We start from the raw sequence: 14877 nt of genomic DNA on the forward strand, positions 1-14877 counted from the left end.
GCACGGGATGTCCCTGGTGTACGTCCGAGAATAGCTCCCGAAACATCAAATGAGACGGCGCCGCCGTCCGCCATAGCACCCCAGGGAGAAAACATGAAATCCGTCCTGCATCCGTTGCGCGCCACGCTAGCCGCGCTCTGTGCCGTCTCCGCGCTCGCCGCGGCGTCTTCCGCGCACGCCGATTATCCCGAGCGCGCCATCTCGCTGGTGGTCGGCTATCCGGCGGGCGGCAGCGTGGACCTGACCGCGCGCCTGTTCGGCGAAGAGCTGGCCAAGCGCCTGGGCCAGAGCGTGGTGGTCGAGAACGTGGGCGGCGCTGGCGGCACCATCGGCGCGCAGCGCGTGGCGCGGGCCACGCCCGACGGCTACACGCTGCTGCTGGGCTCCACCAATGAAATGGTCATCGCCAGCATGATCAACAACGCGGTCAAGTACGACAGCGTGAAAGACTTTGCGCCGCTGGGCGTGATCGCCTCGCAGCCCATGCTGCTGGCCGCCAGCAAGAATTCGGGCGTGAAGACCGCCGCCGAGTATCTGCAGAAGCTGCGCGCCTCCGCGCCGGGCAGCTTCAACTACGGTTCTTCCGGCGTGGGCACGACCCTGCACCTGGCCGGCGAGATGATCAACCAGTCGACCGGCACGCGCGCCGAGCACGTGCCGTACCGCGGCGTGGCGCCGCTGGTGACGGACCTGATGAGCGGCCAGCTGGACTACGGGATGCTGGTGCTGTCCTCGGGCTTGCCGCAAGTGCGCGGCGACAAGATCGTGGCGCTGGGCGTGACGGAGAAGAAGCGTTCGCCGGTGGCGCCGGATCTGCCGGCCCTGGCCGAGACGCCGGGATTCGAAGGCGTGGATATCAGCGTTTGGTTCGCGCTCTACGGTCCGGCCGGCCTGCCGGAGCCCGTGGCCGCCAAGCTGCGCGGCGCGCTGGCCGATACGCTGAAGTCGGAGCAGTTCCGCGCCAAGATGCAGGAAGCCGGCGGCGTGCTGTCGCAGCCGGGCCTGGATCCGGCGGCCTATCAGGCCGAGGAAACCAAGAAGTACGGCGCGCTGGTCAAGGCCGCCAAGATCGAAGCCCAGTAAGTCGAAGCCGAGTCATCGCAACACCCAAGCACCGCAGCGGACAATATCCATGGAATTCAAGCTTCCCGTACCCGACCTGAGCGCCGAGCGCGCCGGCAATACCGGCACCCCTGGCGTGTGGCATTTCGATTCAGGCCTTCCGGGGCGCGCGTTGATGCTGTCCGCGCTGGTGCATGGCAATGAGCTGTGCGGCGCCTGGGCCTTGAAGGACCTGCTGGCCGCGGGCCTGCGCCCGCGCCGCGGCAGCCTGACGCTGGCGTTCTGCAATCTGGAGGCGTTCGACCGTTTCGACCACGCCAACCACGATGCGTCGCGCTTCGCGGCCGAGGACATGAACCGCGTCTGGAGCGCCGAGCGCCTGGACCATCCCACGACGCCGGACCGCAAGCGCGGCGCCGAGCTGCGTCCCTGGGTGGAGCGCGCGGACTGGCTGCTGGACCTGCATTCCATGCATGAACCGGGCGCGCCCCTGCTGCTGACGGGCGTCCTGCCGCGCAACATCGCGCTGGCGCGCCGCCTGAAGGCGCCGCAGCACGTGATCGTAGACGCAGGCCACAAGGACGGCGTGCGCATGCGCGATTTCGGCCAGTTCGGCGATCCCGCCCGTGCCGACGCCTGCGCCTTGCTGATCGAATGCGGCTTCCATGGCGAATTGGCCGCGCGCGACGTGGCGCGTGACATGGTGGCGCGCATGCTGGTGGAGTCGGGCGTGGCCGATGCGGCGGATGTGCTGGCCGGCTGGCTGATGCCGGACGCAGCGAACCAGCGCGTGCTGGAAGTGACGGACGCGGTGGTCGCGCCGTCCATGGACCTGCGCTTCTCCGAGCCCTGGACGGGGCTGGAGACGTTCGAGCAGGCCGGTTCCATTCTGGGTTGGGCCGATGGCCAGCCCATCGTGACGCCTTACGATCGGTGTACGCTGGTCATGCCGTCGTTGCGGCAGCTGAAGCCAGGGGTGACGGTGGTGCGTCTGGCGCGGGATTACGCAGGGTAAGCGCCGCGGCGCATCCTATTTCTGCGGCGTGTACCGCAGTTCGTCCAGCTGGTAGCCCTGTGCCTTGGCGGCGTCCAAGGCCTTGTCCAGCTCTTCCTTGGGCAACTGCGGCGAGCGCGACAGGATCCACAGGTATTTCCGGTCCGGGGTGCCGACCACCGACCAGCGGTATTCCGGATCCAGGCCTATCACCCAGTAATCGCCCTTGAATGGCTTGAAGAACGAGACTTCGAGCTTGGCGTTGTTGCTGCCTTCCACCACCGTGGCGGTGCCGGATGCGGTGTCGATGTCGCCGTCCTTGGTGCGGCAGCGGTTGTTCACGCCGACCGTGCCGTCGGCATGCGCGGTGTATTCGGCGGTGGTGTCTCCCACGCAGTCGCGCTGGAAGAACATGGGGAAATTCGCGATCTCGTACCACATGCCGGCGTAGCGCTTCAGGTCCACCGATTCCACGGTCTGCATGGGCGGCGGCGCGGCATGGACTATCCCCGCCACGCTGGCGGCCAAGGCCAGCAGGAATGTTGCGGTGCGGCGCATGGGGAAAACCTCCTGAGGTGTCAGAGCGGTCCGCGCCGCCAGCAAGCGGCCGGCGCGGATCAAAACCTTAACGATACGCCTTATTTGCGCGGGGCCTTCAGCGCCGCGTGGTAGCGGGCCACATAGGTATCGAAATCCTCGGTGTCCGACTGCTCCAGGCGCTGTTGCTCCGCCGTGGACTGCGCGGCGGCCTGTTCATAGGCGGCTGCGAGGTCGGCGGGCAGGGCCTGCGCGCGCAGCGCGTCGGCGTGCTTGCGGCTGAGGTCCAGCGAATAGTCATGGAACGACAGGCGGCTCTCGGTCAGCGAGGCCAGCAGGCGCGCCGAAGGCGTGGAGTCGGGCTGGTCGAGCTTGGCGCGCTGGGCCGCCAGCGCTTCGGCGTAGGCGCTGCCGCCCAGGGCGGAGTCGAACAGCGCGGCGTAGGGCGCGATCTGGTCCAGCAGTTCGTGGCCCCACTGGGCCAGGCCGATGGACTGGCCTTCGCGGTCCAGCATCAGGCCGGGCTTGCGGCCTTCCTTGACGACGGCCGAGAAGTTGTCGGCGCTGCGCTGGCAATAGCCGTTGGCAGGGAAGAAGGGGCTGTCGGACGCGGTGCAGAACAGCAGGAAGGCGTCGACGAAGCGGCTGGTGGCGGCGTCGATGCCGACCGGCGAGTCCGGGTCGATGTCCAGGCAGCGGACTTCAACGTACTGCACGCCGCGCTCGGCCAGCGCCGTGATCGGGCGTTCGCAGCGGCCAGTGGCGCGCTTGGGGCGGATGCTGGAGTAGTACTCGTTTTCGATCTGCAGCACGTTGGTGTTGAGCTGGATCCATTCGCCGTCGCGGTGGGTGCCGATCTTCTGGTAATCGGGCCAGGGCTGGGTCACCGCCTCGTACAAGCGGCCCAGGAACGTGTCCAGGTCGTTGTAGCAGAGCTTGAGCTGCGACTGCGCCTTGTTCTGGTAGCCCAGGTCGCTCATGCGCAGGCTGGTGGCATAGGGCAGGTACAGCGTGCTGTCGCCCAGTTTTTGCAGCGGATGCTCGCGCCCGCGCAGGAAGTCGCTGGACAGCGCCGGCGCGGCGCCGAACAGGTACATCAGCAGCCAGGAATAACGCGTGAAGTTGCGGATCAGGCCAATGTAGCCGCGCGAACGGCGGTCCTGGATGCTGCCGGGCTGCGTGTCCAGCACGGACCACAGGTCTTCGGCCAGCGAGAAGTTGTAGTGCACGCCGGCGATGCACTGCATGGTCTTGCCGTAGCGCACGGCCAGGCCGCGGCGGTACACGTGCTTGAGCATGCCGGTGTTGGACTTGCCGTACCAGGCGATGGGAATGTCGGCTTCAGACGGCAGCGTGGCGGGCATGGACTGATTCCAGATCAGTTCATGGTCCAGCACGCTGTAGACGTGGCGATGGGTGTTGGTCAGTTCGGCCAGCAGCGAGTCCACGTCCTTGTGCGTGCCCGTGATGAGTTCGAGCAGGGATTCGGAATAGTCGGTGGTGACGTGTTCGTTGGTCAGCGCCGAGCCCAGGCCGGCGGGATGCGGCTTGCGGGACAGGACGCCTTGCTCGTCCACGCGCAGGCCTTCCTTTTCGATGCCCCGCAGGGTCTGGGTCAGCAGCGATCGGTTGGCCTCCAGGCGGGAGAGGCGGTTGGCGGCAGTATCAGTCACGGGTTCTTCTCGTTTGGGTCTGTCGCCGGATTTTACGGGGTGCCGGCCTCCTGTGCCGAGGGAGTCAATACTGGGGACAGGGACAATGCCTGGGCGGTGCGCGCCAGCCACTCGTCCAGGTCGGCGTAGACCGGGTCGGCGATGGGGGCGGTTTCGTTGAAAATCTCGTGCCAGGCGGTGTCGTACCAGCGCAGCGTCAGCAGTTCGGCGGGCGCGCGCTGGGCGAATTGGCGGCTGCCTTCGGCGGCGACGATGGAGTCGTCGCCCGCCACCATCAGCAGGGTACGACAGGCCAGGAGCGGGGCTTCGCGCAGGGATTCGCGGCCGCCTTCGTCCACGAAGCGGGCCAGCCGCCCGGTCATTTGGCGCCGTACCAGGGGATCGCTGCGGTAGGCCTTCACCACGGCGGGGTCATGGGAGATGCGGGCGGGCGCCAAGCCGTGAGGCACGCGCAAGTCGGGCGCATGCAGCGACATCCAGGTCAGCGTGCGCCGCACCCAGGGCGGCACATGCACCACGAAGGGGGGCGAACTGAGCACCAGGCCGTCGATCTCGACCATGCGGCGCAGGGCGATTCGCACCGCGACCAGGGCGCCCAGGCTGTGGCCCAGCAGGATGGGCGGGCGTCCGTGGGCGGCGGTCCAGGCCCGCAGCCGGTCGACCGCATCGACGACCAGGTCGTCCTCGTGGCTCAGGGTCGCGGGTCGGCCGCCGGAACGGCCATGGCCGCGGTGGTCGTGCGCGCCCACGGTCCAGCCGCGGGCGCTCAGCCAGCGCGCCAGACGGTCGTAGCGCCCGGCATGCTCGCTTAGTCCGTGCAGCAGGTAGATACTGGGAGTGCCTGGGCCGGCGATCGGCGGGGGCACATTTGGCGCGGCTGGCCAGACATAATTGGCCAAGGGCGTGCCGTCGGGCGCGGGGGTCATCGAAATCGGCGACAATTTCTGGCTTCCTCGAAATGAATAGACAGTCCAGGTCCTCGGGTAATGACGATTTCATCGCTGTTTCGTTTCATGTTCAAGAAAGCCGGCGCGATTGCCGCGCTGGCCCTGCTGATCACGGCCTGCTCGCCCAGTTACAACTGGCGCGAAGTCGACGTGGCCGATGGCCACGCGCGCGCGGCGTTTCCGGACCGGGTCACCACCGACACCCGCGACCTGAAGCTGGACGCCCATACCTTGCGTTTTACCCTGGCCAGCGCCACCGTGGGCGAGGCGGTCTTTGCCGTGGGTTCGGCGCCGCTGCCGCCCGACATCGCCAAGGACCCAGCGGCCAAGCAGGCGCTGGGCATGGCGCTGATGCATTCGCTCTACGCCAACATGCAGTCGCCGCCGCCCAATGAATGGCCTGCCTACGGGCAGGACATCGAGGTCCAGGGCAAGGCCATGGGCAAGCCGGGCTGGCTGCGGGCCCGGGTCTGGGTGACCGATACCATGCTGATCGAAGCCGTGGCGGCCGGCACCGTGGAAAGCCTGCCGGCCGAGCGGGCGCAAGAGTTCCTGCGTTCCGTCGTCATCAAGCCGTGACGGGTTCGATCAGGCCCAGCCTCAGCGCCGCGACCACCGCCGCGCGCCGGCCGCGCACGCCGAGCTTCTCGCAGGCGTTGCACAGGTGGAAATTCACCGTGCTTTCGCTGACGCCCAGGATGCGGGCGGTTTCCCAGCTGGTTTTGCCCAGGGCGGCCCAGTGCAGGCAACTGGCCTGGCGCTCCGACAGGGGCTTGATCGCCTGGGCCGGACTGGATGACGGATTCAAGGCTGAACCCATGGCTGGGGGAGTGGCCGGGTTCATGGCCGGGGGCGTGGCGGGGAGGGCGGTGGCTGACATGGCGAATGGGGGCGTAGGCCCGGCGATTGACGAGTTGCCTCATGCTGCCGTCCGGACGGGCCGCCCGGCAAGCGATGATGCCTTCACGCATCAATCCTCTTATCTCTAACGGAATAAGCGCATGTCCGCCGTCGTGCAGTTCTATTTTTCATCGATCGTGCTGATGCTGCCTTTGCTCTTCTGCGCGGGCATAGGGGTGTACTGGGGCAAGCGGGACCTGCCGTTCGGCGGCTCTTTCATCACCATGCTGGTGACCTCGGTGACCACGCCGGCCCTGGTGTTTCACACCTTCGTCACCACGCATCTGGACGACCGCGCGCTGGCCGACGTGGCGGTGGCGACCCTGCTGGCGCTGCTGCTGTGCGCGCTGGTCTGCGCGCTGCTGCTGAAGGCATGCAAGCTGCCCGTGCGCACGCTGCTGCCCACGGCCTTCCTCCCCAATGCCGGCAACCTGGGGCTGCCGATTTCGCAGATGGCTTTTGGCGACGCAGGCCTGTCGGTGGCGGTCGCGTTCTTCGCGGTCAGCTCCTTCGTCATGCACACGGTCGCCGTGCGCCTGTTGCCGGGGGTGAACACCAAAGGCAGCTGGAAGAGTCCGATTCTGCTGGCGTCCCTGGTCGCCGTGGCCCTGCGCCTCATGCATGTGCCGGTGCCTGCGTGGCTGATCGAGACCTCGCGCATGCTGGGCGCGGTGACGGTGCCGCTGATGCTGCTGAGCCTGGGCCACGCCCTGGCCTTGATTCCGTCCAACGGCCTGCGCGATGGCGCCAAGGTCGCCGCCATCCGCCTGGCCGTGGGCCTGGGCGCGGGGCTGGCAGTGGTATGGGCGCTGGACCTGGAACCGGTGCTGGCCGGCGCGCTCAGCCTGCAGATGGCCATGCCCTGCGCGGTGGTCAGCTACATGTACGTCAAGCGCTACACGACGCAGGGGGATACGGCGGCGGGCGCGGTATTGGTGTCGACCGTGGCGTTCCTGCTGCTGGCGCCGGTGATACTGTGGTTCAGCCGCGGAGTTTGAGATCGGGCTCAATTGTCGCGACGCTGTCGCGACAATTGAGCCGGCCGCATAGGGTCGTGCTCGAGTGCCCCCGCGTGCCGTGGAAAACGATCTACGCTGTGCCCGACATTGCCCGCAACTGCGCCATCAACGCGTCGGGAATGTCCACGCCATGCTTGAGCGCTTCGTCGCGCAGCTTGCGGCGGCGGTCGCCCGGCAGACGCACGCCGTCGTCTTCCAGCATGGCGTCGACCAGGACTTCGACACGGTCCAGATAGGTGTTGTTGCCGGCCAGCGCGCCGGGGTCGATCGCCATGAAGGCCTGGCCCAGCCGCGCCGGGCCGCCTGCGTCGACGAAGAAGGACTCGGTCTCGAAGCCGAAGTGCGAGCCGGTCAACGCGCAAGCCAGCAGTTCGACGATCAGCGCCAACATCGCGCCCTTGACGCCGCCCGCGGGCAGCATGCTGCCCGCCAGGCCGGCCTTGGGATCGGTGGTGGGCTGGCCGTCGGCGTCCAGCGCCCAGCCCAGCGGGATGGGCTGGTTGTCGCGGGCCGCGATCATGAGCTTGCCGCGCGCGACCTGCGACAGCGACAGATCGATCACCAGCCGCGCGCCGCCGCGCCGCGGAAACACGGCGGCGATGGGGTTGGTGCCGAACAGCGGCCGCTTGCCGCCCCAGGCGGGCATGGCGGCGGGCGAGTTGCTCAGCGCCAGCCCCACCATGCCCAGGTCGGCCAGGGCTTCCAGGTGGTAGCCGGCTTCGCCGAAGTGGTGGCTGTTGCCGACGCCGATGAAGGCCACGCCATGTTCGCGGGCGCGCAGGCCGGCCTGTTCGATCGCCATTGCGCAGGCGGGAAAGGCCAGTCCGGAACCGGCGTCGATCAGCGCCGCGCCGCCGCGTTCATGCACGATGCGCGGCACCGCCGAACCGATGGCGCGGCCAGCACGCAGGTGTCCGGCGTAGAAAGGCACGCGCGACAGGCCATGGGAGCTGAGCCCCTGGCTTTCGGCGAAGACCAGCGCGCGCGCCGTGCTGTCCGCCATGGCGGCATTGGCGCCGGCGGCGGCCAGGCCCGCCGCGGCCAGGAGTTGCAATTCGTCCAGATAGATGTGAGCCATATCCTTCTCTTCAAGGGCGGGCGCCGGGCCGTGTGGCTTCATCGGTCGCCGCCCGTAAGCGCCATTGTCACACCGGCGGCCACCATGTCGGAAACCCGGGTGTTGGCTTCCTGCGTCAGTCCGGCGATGTGCGGCGTCAGGATCAGGTTGGGCGCGTCCGCCAGCGGGCTGCCCGCAGGCAGCGGTTCCTGTTCGAACACGTCCAGCGCGGCGCCGCGCAAATGGCCCGTCCGCAGTGCGTCGGCCAGCGCGGCTTCGTCCACGATGCCGCCGCGCGAGGTGTTGATCAGCGCCGCGCCCGGACGCATGCGCGCGATGCGGCCGGCGTCCAGCAGCCGCCGCGTGCCGGGCGTGAGGGGCAGATGCAGGGTGACGGCATCGGCCTGGGCCAGCAGTTCGTCCAGCGGCATGGCGGTGACGCCGGTTTCCCGCCAGGCGGGATGGTCCGGCGGCAGCGCGGCGTCGCAGCCGGCCACGCGCATGTCCAGCCCTTGCGCCAGGCGGGCCGTCAGCCGGCCGATGCCGCCGAAGCCGACGATGCCCAGTGTGCGTCCGTGCGCTTCCAGGCCCTGCGAGAGCGCGTTGCGGGGCCATGCGCCCGCCGCGACCTCGGCTGTCGACGCATAGGCGCCGCGCAACAGCATCAGCACCGTGCCGACGACGTACTCGGCCACGGCGCGCGCATTGGCGCCGGTGGCGGGTATGACCGCAATGCCGCGCGCGGCGCAGGCCTCCAGGTCGATGTTGTCCAAGCCCACGCCCAGGCGGCCCACGGTCCGCAGCCGCGGAGCCGCCTGCAGCAGGGCGGCGTCCACCTTGCTGCGGTTGCGCACGATGAGGCCGTCGGCCTCGGCCACGGCCGCCAGCAGGGCGTCGCGCTGTTCCACCAGTTCAGGCGCGTACCGCACGTTGAACCGCTGGCGTAGCGCGTCGACCGCGGGCGCGTCCATGAACTCGGAGATGAGGATATGCATGGGCAGGGATTCCACTTTGGTCAGGCGATCTGGATGTTGGCGTCGCGGATGATCTTGGCCCAGCGGTCCACCTCGGATTTCAGGTAGGCGCCGAACTCCGCGGGGCCGCGCGGCTGCGGCACGAAGCCCAGCTGCAGCAGCGCCTGCTTAATGGCGGGTTGCGAGACCTGCCGCACGATGGCGTCGCCGATGCGTTGCACCAGTTCGGGCGGCGTGCCCGCCGGCGCCAACACGCCGGTGAAGTTCTCGACGATCAGGTCGGGCAGGCCGGCCTCCTTCACGGTGGGCACGTCGGGCAGATCGGCGCCGCGTTCGCGGGTAGTGATGGCAAGCGCCCGCAAGGAACCGTTCTTCACGTGCGCCAGCGATTCCGGATAGTTGGAGAACACCACGTCCAGGTGGCCGCCTATCAGGTCGGTGAGGGACGGTGCGCCACCCTTGTAGGGGATGTGCATCATCGGCACGCCGGTGAGCTTCTGGTAGAGCGCCAGCGTCAGGTGCGGCGGCGTGCCGTTGCCGCTGGACCCCGCCGACAGCGACTTCGAGCGGGCCGCCTTCGCCAGGTCGGCCATGCTCTTGATGTCGCTCTTGGCGTTGACCACCACCATGATGGGCGAGGACGCCAGTCCCGCCAGCGGCGTCAGGTCGCGGGTCAGGTCGTAGCCCGCCTTGCCGGCAAAGAGCGTGGCGTTGGCCGCGTGCGATAGCGTGATCGCCAGCCAGGTGTAGCCGTCGGGAGCCGCGTGCGAGACGTGGGCCGCGCCGATGTTGGCGCTGCCGCCAGGCTTGTTTTCCACCACCACGTTCCAGCGCTCGGCGTCGCTCAGGGCCTTGCCGACCTGGCGCGCGGCCACGTCGGTCAGGCCGCCGGGCGGGAAAGGCACCACATAGTTGATCGGCCGTTCCGGCCAGGCCTTCTGCGCCAGGGCGCGCTGCCACGGCGCCAGGGCACAGAGGCCGGCGGCGCCCAGGGCGGCGAGCAGGCGCCGGCGTTGCGCGGCGTCGGGATGGTAATCGTGTTCGCTGTTCATCTGTCTTCCTCCTTGGGTGGCGCCCGGGTAGGAATGCAACCGCCTGTGCTGCCGTGGCGGAATGCCGCCCGGGTTTGCTGGTGTTGTTTTGAGACGATGCTGCGGGGATGCTGGGCGGCAGGACGGCGCGTCCGCAATCCTGCTTGCGGACGCGCCGTTGCCAGGGACGACAGGCGCGATTAAGCGCTTTCGAAGATGCGGGTCAGGACGAATTCGCGGTGGCCCAGCGCTTCGGCCGCGGTCCAGCGGCCGTTGGCGGTGGCCAGCATGCATTCCAGCAACTTGTCGCCGGCCTGGTTCAGGTCGATTTCGCGTTGCAGCAGGCCGCTGGTGTCCACGTCTATGTGCTCGGACATGGTGCGCACCGTGCGCGGATTGGCGCAGATCTTGATGACCGGCAGGATGGGGTTGCCGATGACGTTGCCCTGGCCGGTGGGGAAGAAATGCACCGCGTAGCCCGAGGCCGCGCACAGGGTCACCATTTCGGCGGCGGCGGAGGACGAGTCCATGAACCACAGGCCGGGGCCGTCGGGGATCTCGGCCTTGTCGATCACGCCGTCCACGCGGCATTGCTTGCCGATCTTCTGGATATTGCCCAGGGCCTTTTCCTCGATGGTGGTCAGCCCGCCCGCGATATTGCCCTTGGTGGGCTGGGATTCCGACAGGTCGCTGGTCTTCCAGCGGTCGATCATGGCCTGGTAGCGGTTGAACATGAACATGAAGCGTTCGCGCACCGCGTCGTTGGCGCAGCGCTCAGCCACGATGTGTTCGCCGCCCGTCAGCTCCGAGGTTTCGCCGAAGACCAGTGTGGAGCCCAGCCCGTAGAGCTTGTCGAAGGCGTTGCCCACGGTGGGGTTGGCGCCACAGCCGGAGGTAGTGTCGGATTCGCCGCATTTGGTCGACACCCACAGGTCGGCGATGGGGCACTCGCTGCGCGTGAGCGCCGTGGCGTAGTGCACGAATTCCTTGGCGCAGCGCGAGGCGCGCATGATGGTGTCATGGTCGCCGTGCAGTTCGATGCTGAAGCCCATGACCGGCTTGCCGGTGGCGGCGATGCCGTCCACCACGCGCTTGGTCCAGCCTTCCTCGATGCCGATCACCACCACCGCCGCGACGTTGGGATTGCAGCCGGTGCCGATCAGGGTGCGGAAATGCAGTTCCAGGTCCTCGCCGAACTGCAGCCGGCCATAGGGATGAGGCAGGGCCAGCGTGCCCTTGATGTTGTTGGCCACGGCTTCGGCCGCGGCGTTGGAGATGTCGTCCACAGGCAGGACGATGACGTGGTTGCGGACGCCGACGCGGCCGTTGTCGCGGCGGTAGCCCTGGAAGGTGGTCGAAGCGTTGATGATGGACATGGTGGATTCCTGTGCGGGGTGGAGGGCTTACCAGCGCTTGGTCTTGATGTTGTGCACATGGGCGTGCTGGCCGGCCTGGATGGGCTCCACCACGCGGCCGATGTCGACGCCGTACTTGAAGACGGTGTCGCCCACGGCCATGTCCTTCATTGCCACCTTGTGGCCGATGGGGATGTCCTGCGAGGCGCGCACGTGGATGATCTTGTCTTCATCCATGATCCAGGCGTTGAGTTCCGTTCCGGCGGTGACTCCTTCCACCACGGCGACCGCCACCGTGTCCTTGGCATCGTGCAATACGGCGTGAATCATTTGTCTTCCTCTTTTGGGCTGGGAGCGCAGGGCGCGGATCACTACGGCCAGGAAATCTTAGGACCCGGCTTCGCTCATGTCAACTAAATCATATATATGAATTGTATGGCTTGAGCAGGTTCCGTCCCCGCCGCTACACTGTGGGCTCCTGATTGATGCGATGCACCCATGAATACCAGCCTGTCCTCGACTGTGCCTTTGGGCAGTCCCTTGTACGCGCAGGTCAAGCAGGCCGTGCTGGCCGCGCTGGCGCAGGGCGAATGGAAGCAGGGCGAGGCGATCCCGCCCGAGAAGCTGCTGGCGGAACGCTTCGGCGTATCCATCGGCACCTTGCGCAAGGCCATCGACGAATTGGCGGCCGAGAACATCCTGGTGCGCCATCAAGGCCGCGGCACCTACGTGGCCGTGCATACGCGCAATCACCATTTCTTCAAGTTCTTCCGCATCGTGCGCCAGGATGGCGACAAGTCCTATCCCGCGACCGAGCTGCTGCGCTTTCGCCGAGTGCGCGCGTCGGCCATCGCGCGCGAGAAGCTGAACCTGGCGGCCGGCGCCATGGTGTTCGAATTCCTCAATGTGCTGTCGCTCAATGGCGACGTGGTGATGATGGACGAGATCTGCCTGCCGGAGTCATGCTTTCCGGGCATGGCCGAGGAGCACCTGCGCGACCGCGCCAGCACGCTTTACGCGCTGTACCAGGACGTCTTCGGCGTGAATGTGATTGCGACCGACGAGCGGCTGCGCACCTGCGTGGCCGAACGCGCGCAGGCGCGGGCGCTGGGCGTGGCCGAAGGCAGCCCTCTGCTGGAGATCCGCCGCGTGGCGTTTTCCTACAAGCGGCAGGCGGTGGAATGGCGCATATCGCGGGTCAACACCGAGCGCTATGAGTACCTGGGCCAGGAGCCCTGGGAGGCTGGCGCCTGAAGGTCCGGCGCATGCGGCCGGCTGACCGGCGATGCCGCCCGCCATTGCGGCGCGCTTGAGCAGTGCTAGAATTCCTGCCGCAGTACCAAATTTTTCGGCGCCGATTTGCCTGATCCGCTTGCGGGCGCCTTCCAATAAATCCAGCTAAAGAGGTCCGTATGACCACTCCTGCCCAGAATTTGGCCGGTGATTCGGCCAGCGGGTTCATACCCGCACCCGTCACGACTTCCGATGCCGTTGATCCCGGTTCGGTCGGCCTCGTCGCTCCCACCTTCATCCGTTTCGATGAGCCGCTGCCTTTGCAGAGCGGCCAGTCGCTGGCCGCCTACGAACTGGCGGTCGAGACCTATGGCACGCTCAACGCCCAGCGCAGCAACGCGGTCCTGATCTGCCATGCGTTGAACGCCTCGCACCACGTAGCCGGCCAGGCGGCCGACAACCCCAGCGATGTGGGCTGGTGGGACAACATGGTGGGTCCCGGCAAGCCGGTGGACACCAACATCTACTTCGTGATCGGGGTCAATAACCTGGGCTCCTGCTTCGGCTCTACCGGCCCGGCCAGCATCAACCCGGAAAGCGGCAAGCCCTGGGGCGCCGCCTTCCCGGTGCTGACCGTGGAGGACTGGGTGCGGGCGCAGGCCAGGGTTGCCGACCATTTTGGCGTCGACCGTTTCGCGGCGGTGATGGGCGGATCGCTGGGCGGCATGCAGGCGCTCAGCTGGGCCATCACGCTGCCGGACCGCGTGGCCAATTGCGTGGTCATCGCCAGCACGCCGCGCCTGTCGGCGCAGAACATCGGCTTTAACGAGGTGGCGCGCCGCGCCATCATCACCGATCCGGATTTCCACGGCGGCGACTATTACGCGCAGGACACCGTGCCGCGCCGCGGCCTGTCGGTGGCGCGCATGCTCGGCCACATCACCTATCTGTCCGACGACGACATGGCCGAGAAATTCGGCCGCGCCCAGCGCGCCCCGGCCGAGAATGGCGCCTACCACTACGGCTACGACGTCGAGTTCGAGGTGGAGTCGTACCTGCGCTACCAGGGCGAGAAGTTCACCCGCTATTTCGACGCCAATACCTATCTGCTGATCACGCGCGCGCTGGACTACTTCGATCCCGCGCGCACCACCGGCGGCGACCTGGCCCGCGCACTGGCGCCGGCCAAGGCCGATTTCCTGCTGGTGTCGTTTTCGACCGACTGGCGCTTCCCGCCGGAACGCTCGCGCGAAATCGTGCGCGCGCTGCTGAAGAACGCCAGTCCGGTGACCTACGCCGAGATCGACGCGCCGCATGGCCATGATGCCTTCCTGCTGGAAGACGCCCGCTACCATGCCGTGGTTCGCGGCTATTACGAACGCATCGCGCGCGAGCTCGGCCTCGGCGATGCCGCCCAGACCGAAGGACGCGCCGCATGACGCCCGTGACTCCCCGCCCCGCGCTCAACGTCCTGCGGCCCGACCTGGCGCGCATCGCCAGCTGGATCGAGCCCGGCAGCCGTGTCCTGGACCTGGGCTGCGGCGACGGCGCGCTGCTGGCGCATCTGCGCGATCACCGCCAGGTGCGGGGCGCCGGCGTGGAACTGGACGACAACTGCGTCATCGCCTGCGTGCGGCGCGGCGTCGAAGTGATCCAGCAGAACCTGGAAGACGGGCTGGCGCTGTTCGACGACAAGCAGTTCGACACCGTGGTGTTGTCGCAGACCCTGCAGTCCATGCACCGCACCGAGCACATCCTGCGCGAAATGGCGCGGGTGGCGCGCTTCGGCGTGGTGTCGTTCCCCAACTTCGGCTACTGGCCGCACGGCTGGGCCATCCTGCGCGGCCGCATGCCGGTGACGGGCCAGATGCCCTACCAGTGGTACAACACGCCGAACATCCACCTGTGCACGCTGCGCGACTTCGAGCAATTGGCCGGCGAGGTGCGCCTGAGCATTCTTGAACGCGCCACCTTCAACGAAGGGCGCGAGGTGAAATTGCTGCCCAGCTGGCGCAGCACCTTGGCGGTGTACCGTTTCGCGTCGCCCTGACATTCCGACACGCATCCTGCCTGCAGCGCGGGCGCAGAGGCCCTA

Annotated in this window: 16 protein-coding genes and 1 riboswitch; of the genes, 7 read left to right on the forward strand and 9 right to left on the reverse strand. The window is 67.6% G+C overall.

Annotated elements, in window-relative coordinates:
• Positions 1 to 93 precede the first annotated feature (93 nt).
• Positions 94 to 1083 carry a Bug family tripartite tricarboxylate transporter substrate binding protein gene (locus AXYL_RS02300; protein ID WP_013391217.1) on the forward strand — a complete coding sequence of 330 codons (990 nt, stop codon included), beginning with the start codon at positions 94 to 96 and terminating at the stop codon, positions 1081 to 1083.
• Between the two features lie 49 nt (positions 1084 to 1132).
• The gene (locus AXYL_RS02305) at positions 1133 to 2077 is read left to right on the forward strand and encodes a succinylglutamate desuccinylase/aspartoacylase family protein (RefSeq protein ID WP_013391218.1); all 945 of its coding nucleotides are present in this window, start codon (positions 1133 to 1135) and stop codon (positions 2075 to 2077) included.
• A gap of 15 nt (positions 2078 to 2092) precedes the next feature.
• On the opposite strand, the gene AXYL_RS02310 is transcribed toward AXYL_RS02305, so the two are convergent.
• From AXYL_RS02310 to AXYL_RS02320, 3 genes are all read right to left on the reverse strand, one after another.
• The gene (locus AXYL_RS02310) at positions 2093 to 2614 is read right to left on the reverse strand and encodes a lipocalin family protein (protein WP_013391219.1); all 522 of its coding nucleotides are present in this window, start codon (positions 2612 to 2614) and stop codon (positions 2093 to 2095) included.
• Positions 2615 to 2694: 80 nt separating this feature from the next.
• Complete coding sequence (gene gshA, locus AXYL_RS02315) at positions 2695 to 4266, reverse strand: glutamate--cysteine ligase (RefSeq protein WP_013391220.1); 1572 nt, start codon at positions 4264 to 4266, stop codon at positions 2695 to 2697.
• Between the two features lie 32 nt (positions 4267 to 4298).
• Positions 4299 to 5192: an alpha/beta hydrolase gene (locus tag AXYL_RS02320; protein WP_013391221.1), complete on the reverse strand. Its 894-nt coding sequence runs from the start codon at positions 5190 to 5192 to the stop codon at positions 4299 to 4301.
• Between the two features lie 60 nt (positions 5193 to 5252).
• On the opposite strand from AXYL_RS02320, the gene AXYL_RS02325 reads away from it, so the two are divergent.
• On the forward strand, positions 5253 to 5792 hold the full coding sequence (locus tag AXYL_RS02325; protein WP_013391222.1) for a hypothetical protein: 540 nt from the start codon (positions 5253 to 5255) through the stop codon (positions 5790 to 5792).
• On the opposite strand, the gene AXYL_RS02330 is transcribed toward AXYL_RS02325, so the two are convergent.
• On the reverse strand, positions 5782 to 6033 hold the full coding sequence (locus AXYL_RS02330; RefSeq protein ID WP_013391223.1) for a helix-turn-helix domain-containing protein: 252 nt from the start codon (positions 6031 to 6033) through the stop codon (positions 5782 to 5784). The two genes, AXYL_RS02325 and AXYL_RS02330, sit on opposite strands and share 11 nt — an antisense overlap.
• 181 nt (positions 6034 to 6214) lie before the next feature.
• Between AXYL_RS02330 and AXYL_RS02335 the strand changes: the two genes are divergently transcribed.
• Complete coding sequence (locus AXYL_RS02335) at positions 6215 to 7111, forward strand: AEC family transporter (protein WP_013391224.1); 897 nt, start codon at positions 6215 to 6217, stop codon at positions 7109 to 7111.
• Positions 7112 to 7202: 91 nt separating this feature from the next.
• Here the strand turns inward: AXYL_RS02335 and AXYL_RS02340 are convergent, their stop codons facing one another.
• The 5 genes from AXYL_RS02340 to AXYL_RS02360 all read right to left on the reverse strand — a co-directional run bounded on the left by AXYL_RS02340 (position 7203) and on the right by AXYL_RS02360 (position 11879).
• The gene (locus tag AXYL_RS02340) at positions 7203 to 8210 is read right to left on the reverse strand and encodes an Ldh family oxidoreductase (RefSeq protein WP_041652129.1); all 1008 of its coding nucleotides are present in this window, start codon (positions 8208 to 8210) and stop codon (positions 7203 to 7205) included.
• 38 nt (positions 8211 to 8248) lie between these two features.
• On the reverse strand, positions 8249 to 9184 hold the full coding sequence (locus AXYL_RS02345; protein ID WP_013391226.1) for a hydroxyacid dehydrogenase: 936 nt from the start codon (positions 9182 to 9184) through the stop codon (positions 8249 to 8251).
• Positions 9185 to 9204: 20 nt separating this feature from the next.
• Entirely contained in the window at positions 9205 to 10215 is a 1011-nt protein-coding gene (locus AXYL_RS02350; protein ID WP_013391227.1) for a Bug family tripartite tricarboxylate transporter substrate binding protein, read from the reverse strand.
• 179 nt (positions 10216 to 10394) lie between these two features.
• Entirely contained in the window at positions 10395 to 11570 is a 1176-nt protein-coding gene (locus tag AXYL_RS02355; RefSeq protein ID WP_013391228.1) for a UxaA family hydrolase, read from the reverse strand.
• A gap of 27 nt (positions 11571 to 11597) precedes the next feature.
• A complete protein-coding gene (locus tag AXYL_RS02360) occupies positions 11598 to 11879 on the reverse strand; it encodes a UxaA family hydrolase (RefSeq protein WP_013391229.1) in 282 nt (93 codons plus the stop codon).
• Between the two features lie 168 nt (positions 11880 to 12047).
• Here AXYL_RS02360 and AXYL_RS02365 point away from each other — a divergent pair, with 168 nt between their 5' ends.
• The 3 genes from AXYL_RS02365 to metW all read left to right on the forward strand — a co-directional run bounded on the left by AXYL_RS02365 (position 12048) and on the right by metW (position 14832).
• Entirely contained in the window at positions 12048 to 12803 is a 756-nt protein-coding gene (locus AXYL_RS02365) for a GntR family transcriptional regulator (RefSeq protein ID WP_013391230.1), read from the forward strand.
• A gap of 87 nt (positions 12804 to 12890) precedes the next feature.
• Positions 12891 to 12972, forward strand: a riboswitch (SAM riboswitch).
• Positions 12962 to 14221, forward strand: coding sequence for a homoserine O-succinyltransferase MetX (gene metX / locus AXYL_RS02370; RefSeq protein WP_013391231.1), 1260 nt, complete (start codon positions 12962 to 12964; stop codon positions 14219 to 14221). Its footprint overlaps the riboswitch before it by 11 nt.
• Positions 14218 to 14832, forward strand: a complete 615-nt coding sequence (gene metW / locus AXYL_RS02375) for a methionine biosynthesis protein MetW (RefSeq protein WP_013391232.1) — start codon at positions 14218 to 14220, stop codon at positions 14830 to 14832. Before metX ends, metW begins: the two co-directional genes overlap by 4 nt.
• Positions 14833 to 14877 lie beyond the last annotated feature (45 nt).

Source organism: Achromobacter xylosoxidans A8 (genome assembly GCF_000165835.1).
In the GTDB taxonomy this organism is placed as follows: Bacteria; Pseudomonadota; Gammaproteobacteria; order Burkholderiales; family Burkholderiaceae_B; genus Achromobacter; species Achromobacter xylosoxidans_B.